The organism is Streptomyces sp. NPDC001410, assembly GCF_042895235.1.
In the GTDB taxonomy this organism is placed as follows: domain Bacteria; phylum Actinomycetota; class Actinomycetes; order Streptomycetales; family Streptomycetaceae; genus Streptomyces.
The window spans coordinates 1-14,734 of sequence record NZ_JBIAWE010000022.1 but is presented as its reverse complement, the minus strand read 5'-3'; the positions used below and the strand labels follow the sequence as shown (position 1 = coordinate 14,734).

The following is a 14,734-nucleotide window of genomic DNA, read 5'->3' as shown; positions in this document are numbered from 1 at the left end:
GTCGAAGGGGTTGGCCGATCTTGGCCAACCCCTTCGCGTCCGCTCCCCCAAGGGCCTGTCATCCGGCCTCGGGGTCGCCCTTCGTGTACGTGAGGCGCTCCACAGCGCCCGGCTGGAAGTTGTCCTCGATCTTCTTTCCGTTGACGTAGAGCTGGATCGCGCCGGCGTCACCGAGGATCAGGTTGATCTTGGAGCTGTCCTGGAAGGTCTTGGACTCGCCCTTCTTCAGCAGCCCGTCGAAGAGCATCCGGCCGTTGTGGTCCTTGGCGGAGATCCAGCTGCGCCCGCCCGCCGCGCTGACCTGGACGGTCACCTTGTCCTGCGGGGCGGCCGCGATGGCGCTGTCGGACGCCTCGGAGGTCGGTGCGGCGGGCTTGTCCTTCTTGGGCGTGGGCGAAGCGGCCTTGCTGGGGGTGGGCGAGGTGGCGCCGTCGGCCACCTGCGACTTGGCGTCGCTCCCGCTGTCGCCGCCCTTGAAGGCGGTGAATCCGACGAAGCCGACGACGGCGACGATCGCGGCGACCATGGCCGCGGTCCAGTTGGGCCCGCGCCGCTCGGGGCGGATACGTTCCGCCTCGAACAGGGGCGCCGCCGGAGTGGGCGCGGGCCGGCCGCCGTGCGCGGCGTCGAACTGCGCGATCAGCGGTGCGGGGTCGAGGCGTACGGCCTTGGCCAGCGTGCGGATGTGCCCACGGGCGTACACGTCTCCGCCGCAGGGGGCGAAGTCGTCCGCCTCGATGGCGTGCACGATGGCAATACGGACACGAGTGGCGCTGCTGACGTCGTCGACGGTGAGCCCGGCCTCGATGCGCGCCTGCTTCAGGGCGCGTCCCACTGAGGGACGGGCTTCCTCCGACGCGTCCTGGAACGGACGCTCGTCTTCAGGGGAGTTGCCGATGGACACGGGGGCGCCTTTCGAGCGTGTGAGCCACCTGTGCTGGAGGTTCAGTCTAGGGGGGTCCGAAAGGATGGGGCGACCGGGCGGTGCTATTTGTACGCCATCGGAACGGCCGCTCATCCCAACGGCGGGCCAGGCGCAAAGCCCACACTGAGCCCCGAACCTGTCCTCTCGCTCAACTTGACGTGCGACAAAGGGAAACGGTTGCTCGCCGCTCTCTAACGGGTGCATCACGGTCCTGCCGCCACCCGGCGTAAACCCGACACGCCGGGCGGCCCGCTGCCCTACCCGTCAGACTCCCCCCGAATCAGCGCGAGCACGCCGTCCAGTTCGTCAGGTTTCACAAGAACGTCACGCGCCTTGGAGCCCTCGCTGGGCCCGACGATGTTCCGGGACTCCATCAGGTCCATGAGCCGCCCGGCCTTGGCGAAGCCGACGCGCAGCTTGCGCTGGAGCATGGATGTCGACCCGAACTGGGTGGAGACCACCAGCTCGGCGGCCTGGCACAGCAGGTCGAGGTCGTCGCCGATGTCCTCGTCGATCTCCTTCTTCTGCTTGGTGCCCACGGTGACGTCGTCCCGGAAGACCGGCGCCATCTGGTCCTTGCAGTGCTGCACGACGGCCGCGACCTCGGCCTCGGTCACGAACGCGCCCTGCATACGGGTGGGCTTGTTCGCGCCCATCGGCAGGAACAGGCCGTCGCCCTTGCCGATCAGCTTCTCGGCGCCTGGCTGGTCGAGGATGACCCGGGAGTCGGCGAGCGAGGAGGTGGCGAACGCCAGCCGGGAGGGCACGTTGGCCTTGATCAGGCCGGTGACCACGTCGACCGACGGGCGCTGGGTGGCGAGCACCAGGTGGATGCCGGCCGCGCGCGCGAGCTGTGTGATGCGTACGATCGCGTCCTCGACGTCCCGCGGCGCGACCATCATCAGGTCCGCCAGCTCGTCCACGATCACCAGCAGGTACGGGTACGGCTGCAGCTCCCGCTCGCTGCCCTCGGGCAGCTTCACCTTGCCGTCGCGGATGGCCTGGTTGAAGTCATCGATGTGCCGGAAGCCGAACGCGGCCAGGTCGTCGTAGCGCAGGTCCATCTCGCGCACGACCCACTGCAGGGCCTCGGCGGCTCGCTTGGGGTTGGTGATGATCGGCGTGATCAGGTGCGGGATGCCCTCGTAAGCGGTCAGCTCGACGCGCTTGGGGTCGACCAGGATCATCCGGACGTCCTCCGGGGTCGCCCGCATCATGACCGAGGTGATCAGGCAGTTGATGCACGAGGACTTGCCGGAACCGGTCGCGCCGGCGACGAGCATGTGCGGCATCTTCGCCAGCGAGTGCATCACGTACCCGCCCTCGACGTCCTTGCCGAAGGCGACCAGCATCGGGTCGTCGTCCTCGGCGGACTCCGCGAGGCGCAGCACGTCGCCGAGGTTGACCATCTCCCGGTCGGTGTTGGGGATCTCGATGCCGACCGCGGACTTGCCCGGGATGGGGCTGATGATCCGCACGTCCGGGCTGGCCACGGCGTACGCGATGTTCTTGGTCAGCGCGGTGATCCGCTCCACCTTGACGGCGGGGCCGAGCTGGACCTCGTAGCGGGTGACCGTCGGGCCACGGGTGAACCCGGTGACGTCGGCGTCCACCTTGAACTCGGAGAAGACGTTGCGCAGGGAGTCGACGATCGCGTCGTTCGCCTCGCTGCGGGCCTTGCCGGGGCCGCCGCGGGTGAGGAGGTCCAGCGACGGCAGCGAGTAGGTGATGTCCCCGGAGAGCTGGAGCTGCTCCGCGCGCGCGGGCAGGTCACGCGGCGCCTCGGGGGCCGCCTTCGTGAGGTCGGGGACGCTCGCGACCTTCAGCTTCTCCTGCTTGGGGCGCGCGGCGGGCGCGGGAACCGGCGCCGGCGTGGGCTCCGGCGACGGCGCGGGCACCGGTGTGGTCTCCTCGCGCTCGCCCACGCTCACGCCCTGGGTGAGGTCGGCGACGAGCGGGGACGGCGGCATGCCGTGCAGGACGGCACCGTCGAGGGCGGCAGCGGCGGCAGCGGCGACGTCCACCGCGTCCATCTGGCGCTGCAGATCGGGCTGGGGCACCGCGGAGCGCCGGGGGCGGCCGCGGCGCTGCGAGAGGGCCTCTTCCTCGGCGTTGTCGGGGTCGTACGCCTGGGGGGCACTCCGGCGCTTTCGGGCGCGCGCGGGCAGCTCCTCGCGCCACTGCTCCTCGTAGCGCGTGTCGTCCTCGGAGGGCTCGTACTCCTCCGGGTCGGGCAGCAGGCCCAGGCGCACGCCGAGCGCACGCAGCCGCTGCGGGATGGCGTTGACCGGAGTGGCGGTCACCACCAGCAGCCCGAAGATCGTCAGCAGCACCAGCAGCGGTACCGCGAGCACCTCGCTCATGGTGTACGTCAGGGGGGTCGCCGCAGCCCAGCCGATGAGGCCGCCCGCGTCCCTTATGGCCTGCATGCCGTCGCTGCGCGCGGGCGAGCCACATGCGATGTGGACCTGGCCGAGCACGCCGAGGACGAGCGCGGACAGGCCGATCACGATCCGCCCGTTGGCCTCCGGCTTCTCCGGGTGCCGGATGAACCGTACGGCGATCACCGCGAGCAGTATCGGCACCAGCAGGTCGAGCCGGCCGAAGGCGCCGGTGACCAGGATCTCCACCAGGTCGCCGACGGGACCGCGCAGATCGGCCCAGGTACCGGCGGCGACGATCAGCGCAATGCCGAAGAGCAGCAGCGCGACGCCGTCCTTGCGGTGGGCCGGGTCGAGGTTCTTCGCGCCCTGCCCTATGCCCCGGAAGACGGCGCCGACCGCGTGCGCGAGACCGAGCCAGACGGCGCGCACGAGCCGGTACACGCCCCCCGTGGGATTCGGTGCCGGCTTGGGGGGCGCGGCCTTCTTGGCCGGAGCCTTCTTGGCGGGCGCCTTCTTGGCCGGGGCCTTCTTCGCGGCGGCCTTCTTCGCCGGAGCCTTCGCGGGAGCAGCCGCCTTCTTCGCGGGCTGCTTCTTGGCTGCGGAGGGACGTGAGGCCATGGGTGTGAGATTACCGGGGGAGACGACAGTGGACACGCGTGCCCACTGCTTCACCCGTTCGTGTCGCCCTTGCCGGGGCGCGGAACTGACGCACGCTCATGGGCAACTGCGCTCCCCGCGAGCGTCAGTTCTGCGTCGGCACCGCCGCGGCTCCGCTGCCCGTGCCGGGCTCCAGCGCGTCGAGCGCGCGGCGCAACCCGGTGAGTTTGCGTTCCAGATGGGCGGCCGTGGCCACCGCTGCCGCGTCCGCGGACTCGTCGTCCAGCTGCTTGGACAGCGCCTCCGCCTGCTCCTCGACGGCCGCGAGCCGCGCGGACAGCTCGGCGAGCAGCCCGGCCGACTCCTTGCCGCCGACCGCGCCCTTGCCGCCGCCCTCCAACTGGAGCCGCAGCAGCGCCGCCTGCTCGCGCAGCTGGCAGTTCTTCATGTACAGCTCGACGAAGACGGACACCTTCGCGCGCAGCACCCACGGGTCGAACGGCTTGGAGATGTAGTCGACCGCGCCCGCCGCGTAGCCCCGGAAGGTGTGGTGGGGACCGTGGTTGATCGCGGTGAGGAAGATGATCGGGATGTCCCGGGTCCGCTCCCGCCGCTTGATGTGCGCGGCGGTCTCGAAACCGTCCATGCCCGGCATCTGGACATCCAGCAGAATGACCGCGAAGTCGTCCGTGAGCAGTGCTTTGAGCGCTTCCTCCCCGGACGATGCCCGCACCAGCGTCTGATCGAGCGCAGAGAGGATGGCCTCCAGCGCCAGCAGATTCTCCGGCCGGTCATCGACCAGGAGGATCTTGGCCTTCTGCACCATGGCCCGCCCTCCTCGCCCCGGCGGTACACCGGGCGCCGCCCCAGGGGACGACTCCCTTTCGCCGCCCGTCCTTGTGCCGGTCATCGTAGCCGCACCCCGCCTGTCGCCACACCCTGTCACCGCGATGTCACTGTGCACGCAACGGAAACGCCGCGAGAGACCGGAAAGTTCCCGGAATCCGGGATTCCCACACGTCCCCGGCCCCTTCGGAACGACAACTCCGCGTGCACACCCAGGGTTCCCGCAGCGTTCACATCCGCGCCGGTCACCCCGTCATTCCTCACGCATCCACTGCCGCATGACCGTCAGCAGATGGTCCGGATCGACCGGCTTCGTCACGTAGTCGGAGGCGCCCGACTCGATCGCCTTCTCCCTGTCGCCCTTCATCGCCTTCGCGGTCAGCGCGATGATCGGCAGCCCGGCGAACTGCGGCATCCTGCGGATCGCCGTGGTCGTCGCGTACCCATCCATCTCGGGCATCATGATGTCCATCAGCACAACCGCCACGTCGTCGTGCTGCTCCAGCACCTCGATGCCCTCGCGGCCGTTCTCGGCGTACAGCACCGACAGCCCGTGCTGCTCCAGGACGCTGGTGAGCGCGAACACGTTGCGGATGTCGTCGTCGACGATCAGCACCTTCTCACCGCCGAACCGTACCGCGCGGGCCTGCTGCGGCGTGCTCTCCTGCTCGCCGACCGTCGCCCACTGCTCGGGCCGGTGCTCGACCGGCGGCAGACTCCGGCGGCGGCGCCGGAAGAGCGCGGCGGCGCCGTTCTGCGTCTCCTGGTACGACTTCACCTCCGCCGGCGTCTCGACCTCCACGGCGGACAGCTCGGACGACAGCTCGGCCGCGGAGGCGACCAGCTCGCCGGCCCCCAGCGGGGTCACGGACTGCTGGTAGCCCTGCGGCGGGAGTTCGCTCGGGTGCAGCGGCAGGTACAGCGTGAACGTCGAGCCGCGGCCCGGTTCGCTCTGTGCGTGGATCTCACCGCCGAGCAGCTGTGCGATCTCCCGCGAGATCGACAGGCCGAGGCCCGTGCCGCCGTACTTGCGGCTGGTCGTGCCGTCCGCCTGCTTGAACGCCTCGAAGATCACCCGCATCTTGCTGGCCGCGATACCGATGCCGGTGTCGGTCACCGAGAACGCGATCAGCGGCGCGTCCGGATCGCTGAGCGCGCCGGCCTCCAGCAACTGCTCACGGATGACCTGCGGCACACCGCCACCGGCGGGCCGGATCACCAGCTCCACCGACCCTGAGTCGGTGAACTTCACCGCGTTCGACAGCAGGTTCCGCAGCACCTGCAGCAGTCGCTGCTCGTCGGTGTGCAGGGTCGCGGGCAGCTCCGGGGAGACCCGTACGGACAGGTCCAGGCCCTTCTCCGCGGTCAACGGCCGGAAGGTGGCCTCCACGTAGTCCACGAGCTGGACGAGCGCGATACGCGTCGGGGAGACGTCCATCTTGCCCGCCTCGACCTTCGACAGGTCGAGGATGTCGTTGATCAGCTGGAGCAGGTCGGAGCCCGCGCCGTGGATGGTCTCGGCGAACTCCACCTGCTTCGGGGTGAGGTTGGTGTCCGCGTTGTCGGCGAGCAGCTTGGCCAGGATCAGCAGCGAGTTGAGCGGCGTACGCAGCTCGTGCGACATGTTGGCGAGGAACTCGCTCTTGTAGCGCATCGACACCGCGAGCTGTTCGGCGCGCTCCTCCAGGACCTGCCGCGCCTCCTCGATCTCGGTGTTCTTCACCTCGATGTCCCGGTTCTGCCGGGCCAGCAGCTCGGCCTTCTCCTCCAGTTCGGCGTTGGAGGCCTGCAGCGCCTTCTGCCGGTTCTCCAACTCCGCCGACCGCTCACGAAGTTGCTCGGTCAGCTCCTGCGACTGCTTCAGCAACTGCTCGGTCTTGGTGTTGACCGAGATGGTGTTGACGCTGGTCGCGATCATCTCGGCGATCTGATTGAGGAAGTCCTTCTGGATCTGTGTGAACGGCGTGAAGGACGCCAGCTCGATCACGCCGAGCACCTTGCCCTCGAAGAGGACCGGCAACACGATCACCTGCGCGGGCGGGGCCTCGCCGAGCCCGGAGGAGATCTTCAGATAACCGCTCGGCGCGTTCTCGACCAGGATCGTGCGTTTCTCCTTGGCGGCCGTGCCGATCAGCGCCTCACCGGGCCGGAACGACGTCGGCATGGAGCCCATCGAGTAGCCGTACGAGCCGAGCATCCGCAGCTCGTAGCGGTCCTCGGCGTCGCCGCTGAGGTCCTGGCCCTCCATCAGCGGCATCGTCAGGAAGAACGCCCCGTGCTGCGCGGAGACCACCGGTGTCAGCTCGCTCATGATGAGCGAGGCCACGTCCTCCAGGTCCCGGCGGCCCTGCATCAGCGCGGAGATGCGGGCGAGGTTGCCCTTGAGCCAGTCCTGCTCCTTGTTGGCGATCGTGGTGTCGCGCAGGTTGGCGATCATCTTGTTGATGTAGTCCTGCAGTTCCTGGATCTCGCCGGACGCGTCGACGTCGATCTTCAGGTTGAGGTCGCCGCGGGTCACCGCGGTCGCCACGCGCGCGATGGCGCGCACCTGCCGGGTCAGGTTCCCGGCCATCTCGTTCACCGACTCGGTGAGGTCCCGCCAGGTGCCGTCGACGTCACGCACGCGCGCCTGACCGCCGAGCTGCCCCTCGGTGCCCACCTCACGGGCGACCCGGGTGACCTCCTCGGCGAAGCTGGACAGCTGGTCGACCATCGTGTTGATCGTCGTCTTCAGTTCGAGGATCTCACCGCGGGCGTCGATGTCGATCTTCTTCGTCAGGTCACCCTTGGCGATGGCCGTGGTCACCATGGCGATGTTGCGCACCTGACCGGTCAGGTTGGACGCCATCTGGTTCACGGACTCGGTGAGGTCCTTCCACGTACCGGCCACACCCGGTACGTGCGCCTGACCGCCCAGGATGCCGTCCGTGCCCACCTCACGGGCCACCTTGGTGACCTGGTCGGCGAACGAACTCAGCGTCTTCACCATCGTGTTGAAGGTGTCGGCGAGCTGCGCCACCTCACCGCTCGCCTCGATCGTCACCTGACGCGTCAGGTCACCGTTGGCGACGGCCGCGGCCACCTGGGAGATGTTCCGCACCTGCATGGTCAGGTTGTTGGCCATCAGGTTGACGTTGTTGCTCAGGTCCTTCCAGATGCCCGTGACACCCGGAACGTGCGCCTGGCCGCCCAGAATGCCCTCGGTGCCCACCTCACGGGCCACCCGGGTCACCTGCTCGGCGAAGCTGGACAACTGGTCGACCATCGTGTTGACGGTCGTGACGAGTTCGAGGATCTCGCCCTTCGCGTCAACGGTGATCTTCTTGGACAGGTCGCCCTTGGCGACCGCCGTCGTGACCTCGGCGATGTTGCGCACCTGGATCGTCAGGTTGTTCGCCATGAAGTTCACGGACTGCGTGAGGTCCTTCCAGGTGCCGGAGACGCCCTGGACCTCGGCCTGACCGCCGAGGATGCCCTCCGTGCCCACCTCACGGGCCACACGTGTGACCTCCTGGGCGAACGACGACAGCTGGTCGACCATCGTGTTCAGGGTGTTCTTCAGCTCCAGGATCTCCCCGCGCGCGTCCACGGTGATCTTCTGGGAGAGGTCACCGCGGGCCACGGCGGTGGCGACCTGGGCGATGTTGCGCACCTGGGCGGTGAGGTTGCCGGCCATGCCGTTCACGGAGTCGGTGAGGTCCCGCCACACACCGGCCACGCCCGGCACCTGCGCCTGACCGCCGAGCCGCCCCTCCGTACCCACGTCGCGGGCGACCCGGGTCACCTGGTCCGCGAAGGCGGAGAGCTGGTCGACCATCGTGTTGATGGTGTTCTTCAGCTCCAGGATCTCCCCGCGCGCGTCGACGTCGATCTTCTGCGAGAGGTCACCGTTGGCCACCGCCGTCGTCACCTGGGCGATGTTGCGCACCTGCGAGGTGAGGTTTCCGGCCATGAAGTTGACGGAGTCCGTCAACTCCTTCCAGGTGCCCGAGACACCGTCCACCCGGGCCTGACCGCCCAGCCGGCCCTCCGTACCCACGTCCCGGGCCATCCGCGTGACCTGGTCGGCGAACGAGGACAACTGGTCCACCATCGTGTTCACGGTGTTCTTCAGCTGGAGCATCTCGCCGGACACGTCGACGGTGACCTTCTGGGAGAGGTCACCGTTGGCCACCGCCGTCGTCACCTGGGCGATGTTGCGCACCTGACCGGTCAGGTTGCGGAACGCCGTGTTGACGGAGTCCGTCAGGTCCTTCCACGTACCGGCCGCGCCCGACACCTGCGCCTGGCCGCCCAGTTCACCCTCGACGCCGATCTCCCGTGCGACCCGGGTCACCTCGGAACCGAACGCCGACAACTGGTCCACCATGCCGTTGACGGTGTTCTTCAGCTCCAGCATCTCGCCGGCCACGTCCACGGTGACCTTCTGCGACAGGTCGCCGCTCGCCACGGCGGTCGTCACCGCGGCGATGTCCCTCACCTGTGTGGTCAGATTCCGGAACACCGTGTTGACGGAGTCCGTCAGGTCCTTCCACGTACCGGCCGCGCCCGGCACGTTCGCCTGCCCGCCGAGCCGTCCCTCCCCACCGACCTCGTTGGCCACACGTGTGACCTCGTCCGCGAAGATCCGCAGCGTCTCCGTCATCTGGTTGATCGTCTCGGCGAGCTGCGCGACCTCGCCACGCGCCGGAACCGTCACCTTCTGCGACAGGTCACCGTTCGCGACCGCTGTCGTGACCTGGGAGATCCCCCGCACCTGCGCGGTCAGGTTGCCCGCCATCGTGTTGACGGAGTCGGTCAGCTCCTTCCACACGCCGGCCACCCCGGGCACCTGCGCCTGGCCGCCCAGGATGCCCTCGGTGCCCACCTCGCGGGCGACCCGGGTCACCTCGGAGGAGAAGGAGGACAGCTGCTCCACCATCGTGTTGACGGTGTTCTTCAGCTCCAGCATCTCGCCGGCGACATGGACGGTGACCTTGCGTGACAGGTCACCCCGCGCGACCGCCGTCGTCACCAGGGCGATGTCGCGCACCTGAGCGGTGAGCCGGTTCGCCATCGTGTTGACGGATTCGGTCAGATCCTTCCACGAACCGGACATACCGCGCACCCGGGCCTGGCCACCGAGTTTGCCCTCGGTGCCGACCTCGCTGGCCACGCGCGTGACCTCGTCGGTGAACGTCGACAGCTGGTCGACCAGATTGTTGACGGTACGGCCGACCTTCAGGAACTCGCCCCGCAGCGGATGCCCGGTGCCGTCGGGCGCCTGGGTGCGCAGGTCCATCCGCGGCGACAGATCACCCTCGGCGACCGCCGTCAGGACCCGGCTGACCTCCGAGACGGGCCAGACGAGATCGTCGACCAGCGCGTTGGAGTTGTCGATCGCGGCCGCCCAGGAGCCCTCGCAGGCGCCTGTTTCCAGCCGTTCCGTGAGCTTTCCCTCACGCCCGACCATGCGCCGCACCCGCGACAGCTCACCGGTCAGATGCAGATTCCGGTCGGCGACCTCGTTGAAGACCGCGGCGATCTCCGACATCACGCCGTCGCCGGACACCGTGAGCCGCTTGCGGAAGTTTCCGTCACGCATCGACACGAGGGCCGCCAGCAGCCGGTTCAGGGCAGCCGTGTCCACGGCGGTGGTGCCGCCGTTCCTGCGCAGGGACGGTCCGCCCTTCGCGCGCGTCTTCGTGCCCCGCGTCGCTGCGCCAGACTCCACTGTGTCCCTCCCGAAGGGGTAGACCATCACTGCCGTGCTCACCGCGTCGGCCCGGCAGGCCGATCACCCGGCTCACCGAATACTTCCGCGTACTCGTTACTGCTCGGTATTTCTGCCAGACGAGATCCGGCCACACCAGGGGCTGCTGCCCTCCGTACACGGAACACACGCAGCATGACCGGACCTTCATCAGAAGCTTGCCCAGTGTTTCACCCCGGCCGAACCAGGCCATAACAGTTCGGCAGCTTCGCACATCGTCCGCACACCCTGGGGGCGTAAACACCGGCGACCGGCATCCGCTCGGAGGGCGAAGGTAAGTAACCTTGCATGCGGCTGTCCAGCCACACCGGTCCGACCGGCCTGGGCGGTGGCACGAGCACGAGCGGGCATCGGAGGGGCGGCCGCAGACCATGACCACCGGACTGATCCCCGGGGGACATACCCCGGAGCCACGGCCGACGGGCGAACGGATGCCGCAGCAGCGGCGCGAGCCGGCCGGCCACGCTGCCCTGCACGTCGACAACCGGCCGAGGAGTTCTGTGATCACCGCGCGCGCGGCCGCCAGTTTCGAGCCCGTCGGGCGATCCGTCGCGACCGCCCGTTCCTTCGTCCGAGACACCCTCCAGGGCTGGGGCTTCGCCGAAGTCGTCGACGACGCGGTGGTCCTCACCAGCGAGTTGGTGACCAACGCGGTGGTACACGCGGGCACACACGCGGAAGTGCTGTGCCTGCGCACCGAGGACGGCGTACGCATCGAGGTCTCGGACCGCTACCCGGAGCGCGAAGTCCCCCTCCAGGCCTCGCCGGCCTCCATGGGCAGCCCCGACCGCGAGGGCGGCCGCGGCCTGCAGCTGTGCGCGGCCCTGGCCGCCCGCTGGGGCGTGGACTACACCCCCACCCACAAGAACGTCTGGTTCCATATCGACCTGCCCGAGCGTCCGGTCGGCACCCGCGCCGCCGGACCCTCCCTCCCCGCCGACCTCCTCCCGCTCGCCGACGGCCGGGTGCGTGTCGCGGTCCTCCAGATCGACCGGAAGGGCTCCATCAGCTCCTGGAACGAGGACGCGGAGGAGCTGTTCGGCTACCCGGCCCCCGATGTCATCGGAAAGCCCCTGACCGACCTCGCCGCCTGGCCGCACACCCCGGGCACCGGCACCGGCATCGCCGAGGCCCTCCAGCTCTCACGCTGGGAGGGCAGTTACGGCGTCCGCGGCTCCGACGGCCGCGTGGCCCCGGTCTACGCCTCCCACCTCAGGGTCCGCGACACCGGCGGCGAACCCTCCACCGTGTGCCTCCTGGTACGGGACCACGAACGCGCCGTCCTGCAGACGCCGTTGCGCGTCCCCACCACCGACCAGCCGACCGCCTCCGACGGCCAGAGCACCGACCCCTTCGAGGTGTTCATCGGCTCCCCCGCCCCGGACGACCTCGACGGCCTGCTGCAGCGCACGGTCGAGCGCGCCCGCGACATGCTCGACGGCGACTCCGCGTTCCTGCTGCTGGCCACCGACGACGAGACCGAGCTGGAGGTCCGGGCCTCCACCGGCCTGCCCTCCGCCCGCCAGCGCTTCGCCCGCGTCCCGGTCGAGGCCGGCCCCGGCCGCTACGGCTCCGCGCGCATGCCCGCCGTCCACGACGACCTCACCGCCGTACCCGGTGCCGTACCGCTGCTGTCCGGCACCGGCATGCGCTCGGTCGTCACGGTCCCGCTGAAGGTCGAGGGCCGTCTCACGGGCTCCCTCGGCGTGGCGGCCGAGGCACCCGGCCGGTACTCCAACGAGGAGGCGCTGCGCCTGCAGTTCGCCGCCGACCGCATCGCCCTGGCCGTCGAATCGGCCCGCCTCGGCGAGCTGGAGCGGCTGCGCCGCGGCTCCCTGAGTTTCCTGGTCGAGGCCTCCGACCTGCTGGCCGGCACCCTGGACCGCGACCAGACCCTGGCCCTGATGGCCCAGATGACGGTCCCGACACTGGCCACCTGGTGCGCCGTCTACACGATCGCCGACCAGGCCTCCGAGCCCTACCTGTCGTACGTGCTGCACGAGGACGAGGAACTCATCGACGGCATCAAGTCGTTGCTGTCGAAGGTCCCCGCGCCCGACCCGGTACCCACGCCCGGCGCCCGGGTCTGGACCGCCCCCGGCGAGGTCGCCCACCAGGCGGCCCTGCGCTCCTCGATGCGCAGCCTCGGCCTGTCCGGCGGCCCCACCCACCAGGTCGCCTCGGGCATCGGCCCGACGCTCGCGACGGCCTCCGCCGTCGGCGGCGAGACGGTCGTCCTGCCGCTCGTCGCCCGCAACCGCGTCATCGGCATGCTGACCCTGGGCAAGCCCACCGACGAGCACTTCCGGCAGGAGATCCTCGAACTGGCCGAGGACCTGAGCCGCCGGGCCGCACTCGCCCTCGACAACGCCCGCCTGTACTCGGAGCGCACGGCGATCAGCCAGTCCCTCCAGCGCAGCCTGCTCCCGCCCGGCCTGCCGCACATCAACGGCGTCGAGGTGGAGGTCATCTACCGCGCGGCCGGCGAGGGCAACGAGGTCGGCGGCGACTTCTACGACGTCTTCCCGATCGGCAACGGCGCCTACGGCTTCGCCATCGGCGATGTCTGCGGTACGGGCCCGAACGCGGCGGCGGTCACGGGCCTGGCCCGGCACGCCCTGCGCCTGCTGGCCCGCGAGGGCCTGTCCGGCCCGGCGGTCCTCGAGCGCCTGAACTCCGCGATCCTCGACGAGGGCGACCGCAGCCGCTTCCTGACGCTGCTGTACGGCGAGTTGCGGCCGCAGGAGGACGGCAGCGCCGAGCTGAAGGTGGTCTGCGCCGGCCACCCCCTCCCGCTGCGGCTGCGCCAGGACGGCACGGTGGCGGCTGCGGCCGAGCCCCAGCCGCTGCTCGGCGTCATCGAGGACCTGGAGCTGTACGAGGAGACGGTCACCCTCGACCCCGGTGACGTCCTCCTCTGCGTCACGGACGGCGTCACCGAACGCCGCGAGGGCACGCGCATGCTGGGCGACGACGGCCTCGCCGACGTCCTCACCACCTGCACCGGGCTCACCGCGGGCGCGGTCGCGGCACGCATCATGCGCGCCGTGGAACGCTTCGCGTCCGACGCCCCGTCCGACGACATGGCGATCCTGGCGATGCGGGTCCCGGGGCTTCACAAGGACTGAGGCCCCCGGGCCGGCCCGGATACCCGCACATACGACGAAGGCCCCGCCCGATAGGGCGAGGCCTTCTTTGTCGAGCCCCCAAACGGAATCGAACCGTTGACCTTCTCCTTACCATGGAGACGCTCTGCCGACTGAGCTATAGGGGCCTTGTCGTTTTCGAGGTTTCCCTCGCGGCGACAAGAAAAGAGTACCCCGAGCAGGCCCGTTTCCCAAATTCGTTCGGTGCCCGTTCAGAAGGCGGGCTGAAGCAAACCCCCAAGGGCGTTGCAGGCAGAGACGATCCGCTGCATCTCACGCTTCGTCAGGGAGGCGTCCACGGGCAGCGCGAGCGTCTCGTCCGCGGCCCGCTCGGTCGCCGGCAGCGCCACACAGCGCCGGAACTCGGGCAGCCGGTGCACGGGTGTCTTCACTGGAACGCGGCACTCAACTCCCCTGGCCCGCAGGGCTCGGGCGAAGGCATCGCGGTCCGGCCGGCCATTGCCCGGCACCCGCACCACGTACTGCTGATAGGTGTGTCCGTCGCCCCCGTCCGGGGTGCTCACGCCCTTCAGCTTGGCGTCGAGATAGGCGGCCCGCTCCCTGCGCTGCGCCATCTCGTCGTACGGCGCCTCGGACTCACCCTGTTCCAGCACGAGCAGCCCGTGCCGCTGTCCGACCTCGTGCAGCCGCGTGATGTCCGCGCGCCGGCCGAATCGGTGAACGACAACGACCGCTACGGTTCGAGGAGTTACGGCCGCTTCGACAGCCGACGGGTCGAGGCAGTAGCTGACCGGATCTATGTCGGCGAACACCGGGAGCGCACCCGCCAGGGTCACGGCCTCGGCCACTTCGACGTTCCCGAAGGCCGGTACGACGACCTCGTCACCGACTCCGACGCCGGCGGCCCTGAGCATTGCAGCAGTACCCATGTGCTGGATGCTCGGCGCGCAACGTGAACGACACGTTAAGCACAACGTAAAAAGGTCGGACCCTGAACCGAAGTTCAGGATCCGACCTTTTCAAAATTCGTTCGGCGGCGTCCTACTCTCCCACAGGGTCCCCCCTGCAGTACCATCGGCGCTGTGAGGCTTAGCTTCCGGGTTCGGAATGTAACCGGGCGTTT

6 protein-coding genes, 1 tRNA gene and 1 rRNA gene are annotated in these 14,734 nt (G+C 69.4%); 1 reads left to right on the top strand and 7 read right to left on the bottom strand.

Translation table 11 applies throughout. The annotated features are described in order from the left end of the window. Positions 1–58: 58 nt before the first annotated feature. From ACFY3C_RS37345 to ACFY3C_RS37330, 4 genes are all read right to left on the bottom strand, one after another. The gene (locus tag ACFY3C_RS37345; RefSeq protein ID WP_386581013.1) at positions 59–904 is read right to left on the bottom strand and encodes a helix-turn-helix domain-containing protein; all 846 of its coding nucleotides are present in this window, start codon (positions 902–904) and stop codon (positions 59–61) included. A gap of 278 nt (positions 905–1,182) precedes the next feature. Beyond that, a complete protein-coding gene (locus ACFY3C_RS37340) occupies positions 1,183–3,927 on the bottom strand; it encodes a DNA translocase FtsK (protein WP_386581015.1) in 2,745 nt (914 codons plus the stop codon). A gap of 124 nt (positions 3,928–4,051) precedes the next feature. Then, a complete protein-coding gene (locus tag ACFY3C_RS37335; protein WP_390773998.1) occupies positions 4,052–4,732 on the bottom strand; it encodes a two-component system response regulator in 681 nt (226 codons plus the stop codon). 273 nt (positions 4,733–5,005) lie between these two features. Then, on the bottom strand, positions 5,006–10,465 hold the full coding sequence (locus tag ACFY3C_RS37330; RefSeq protein ID WP_390773997.1) for a HAMP domain-containing protein: 5,460 nt from the start codon (positions 10,463–10,465) through the stop codon (positions 5,006–5,008). 410 nt (positions 10,466–10,875) lie between these two features. On the opposite strand from ACFY3C_RS37330, the gene ACFY3C_RS37325 reads away from it, so the two are divergent. Beyond that, positions 10,876–13,632 (top strand): SpoIIE family protein phosphatase, encoded by a 2,757-nt coding sequence (locus ACFY3C_RS37325; protein ID WP_386581019.1) that lies wholly within the window; start codon positions 10,876–10,878, stop codon positions 13,630–13,632. 73 nt (positions 13,633–13,705) lie between these two features. Here ACFY3C_RS37325 and ACFY3C_RS37320 read toward each other — a convergent pair. From ACFY3C_RS37320 to rrf, 3 genes are all read right to left on the bottom strand, one after another. Then, positions 13,706–13,778, bottom strand: a tRNA-Thr gene (locus ACFY3C_RS37320). A gap of 84 nt (positions 13,779–13,862) precedes the next feature. Beyond that, positions 13,863–14,525: a DegT/DnrJ/EryC1/StrS family aminotransferase gene (locus ACFY3C_RS37315; RefSeq protein WP_386581028.1), complete on the bottom strand. Its 663-nt coding sequence runs from the start codon at positions 14,523–14,525 to the stop codon at positions 13,863–13,865. Between the two features lie 114 nt (positions 14,526–14,639). After that, a 5S ribosomal RNA gene (gene rrf, locus ACFY3C_RS37310) occupies positions 14,640–14,734 on the bottom strand; the annotation flags it as partial.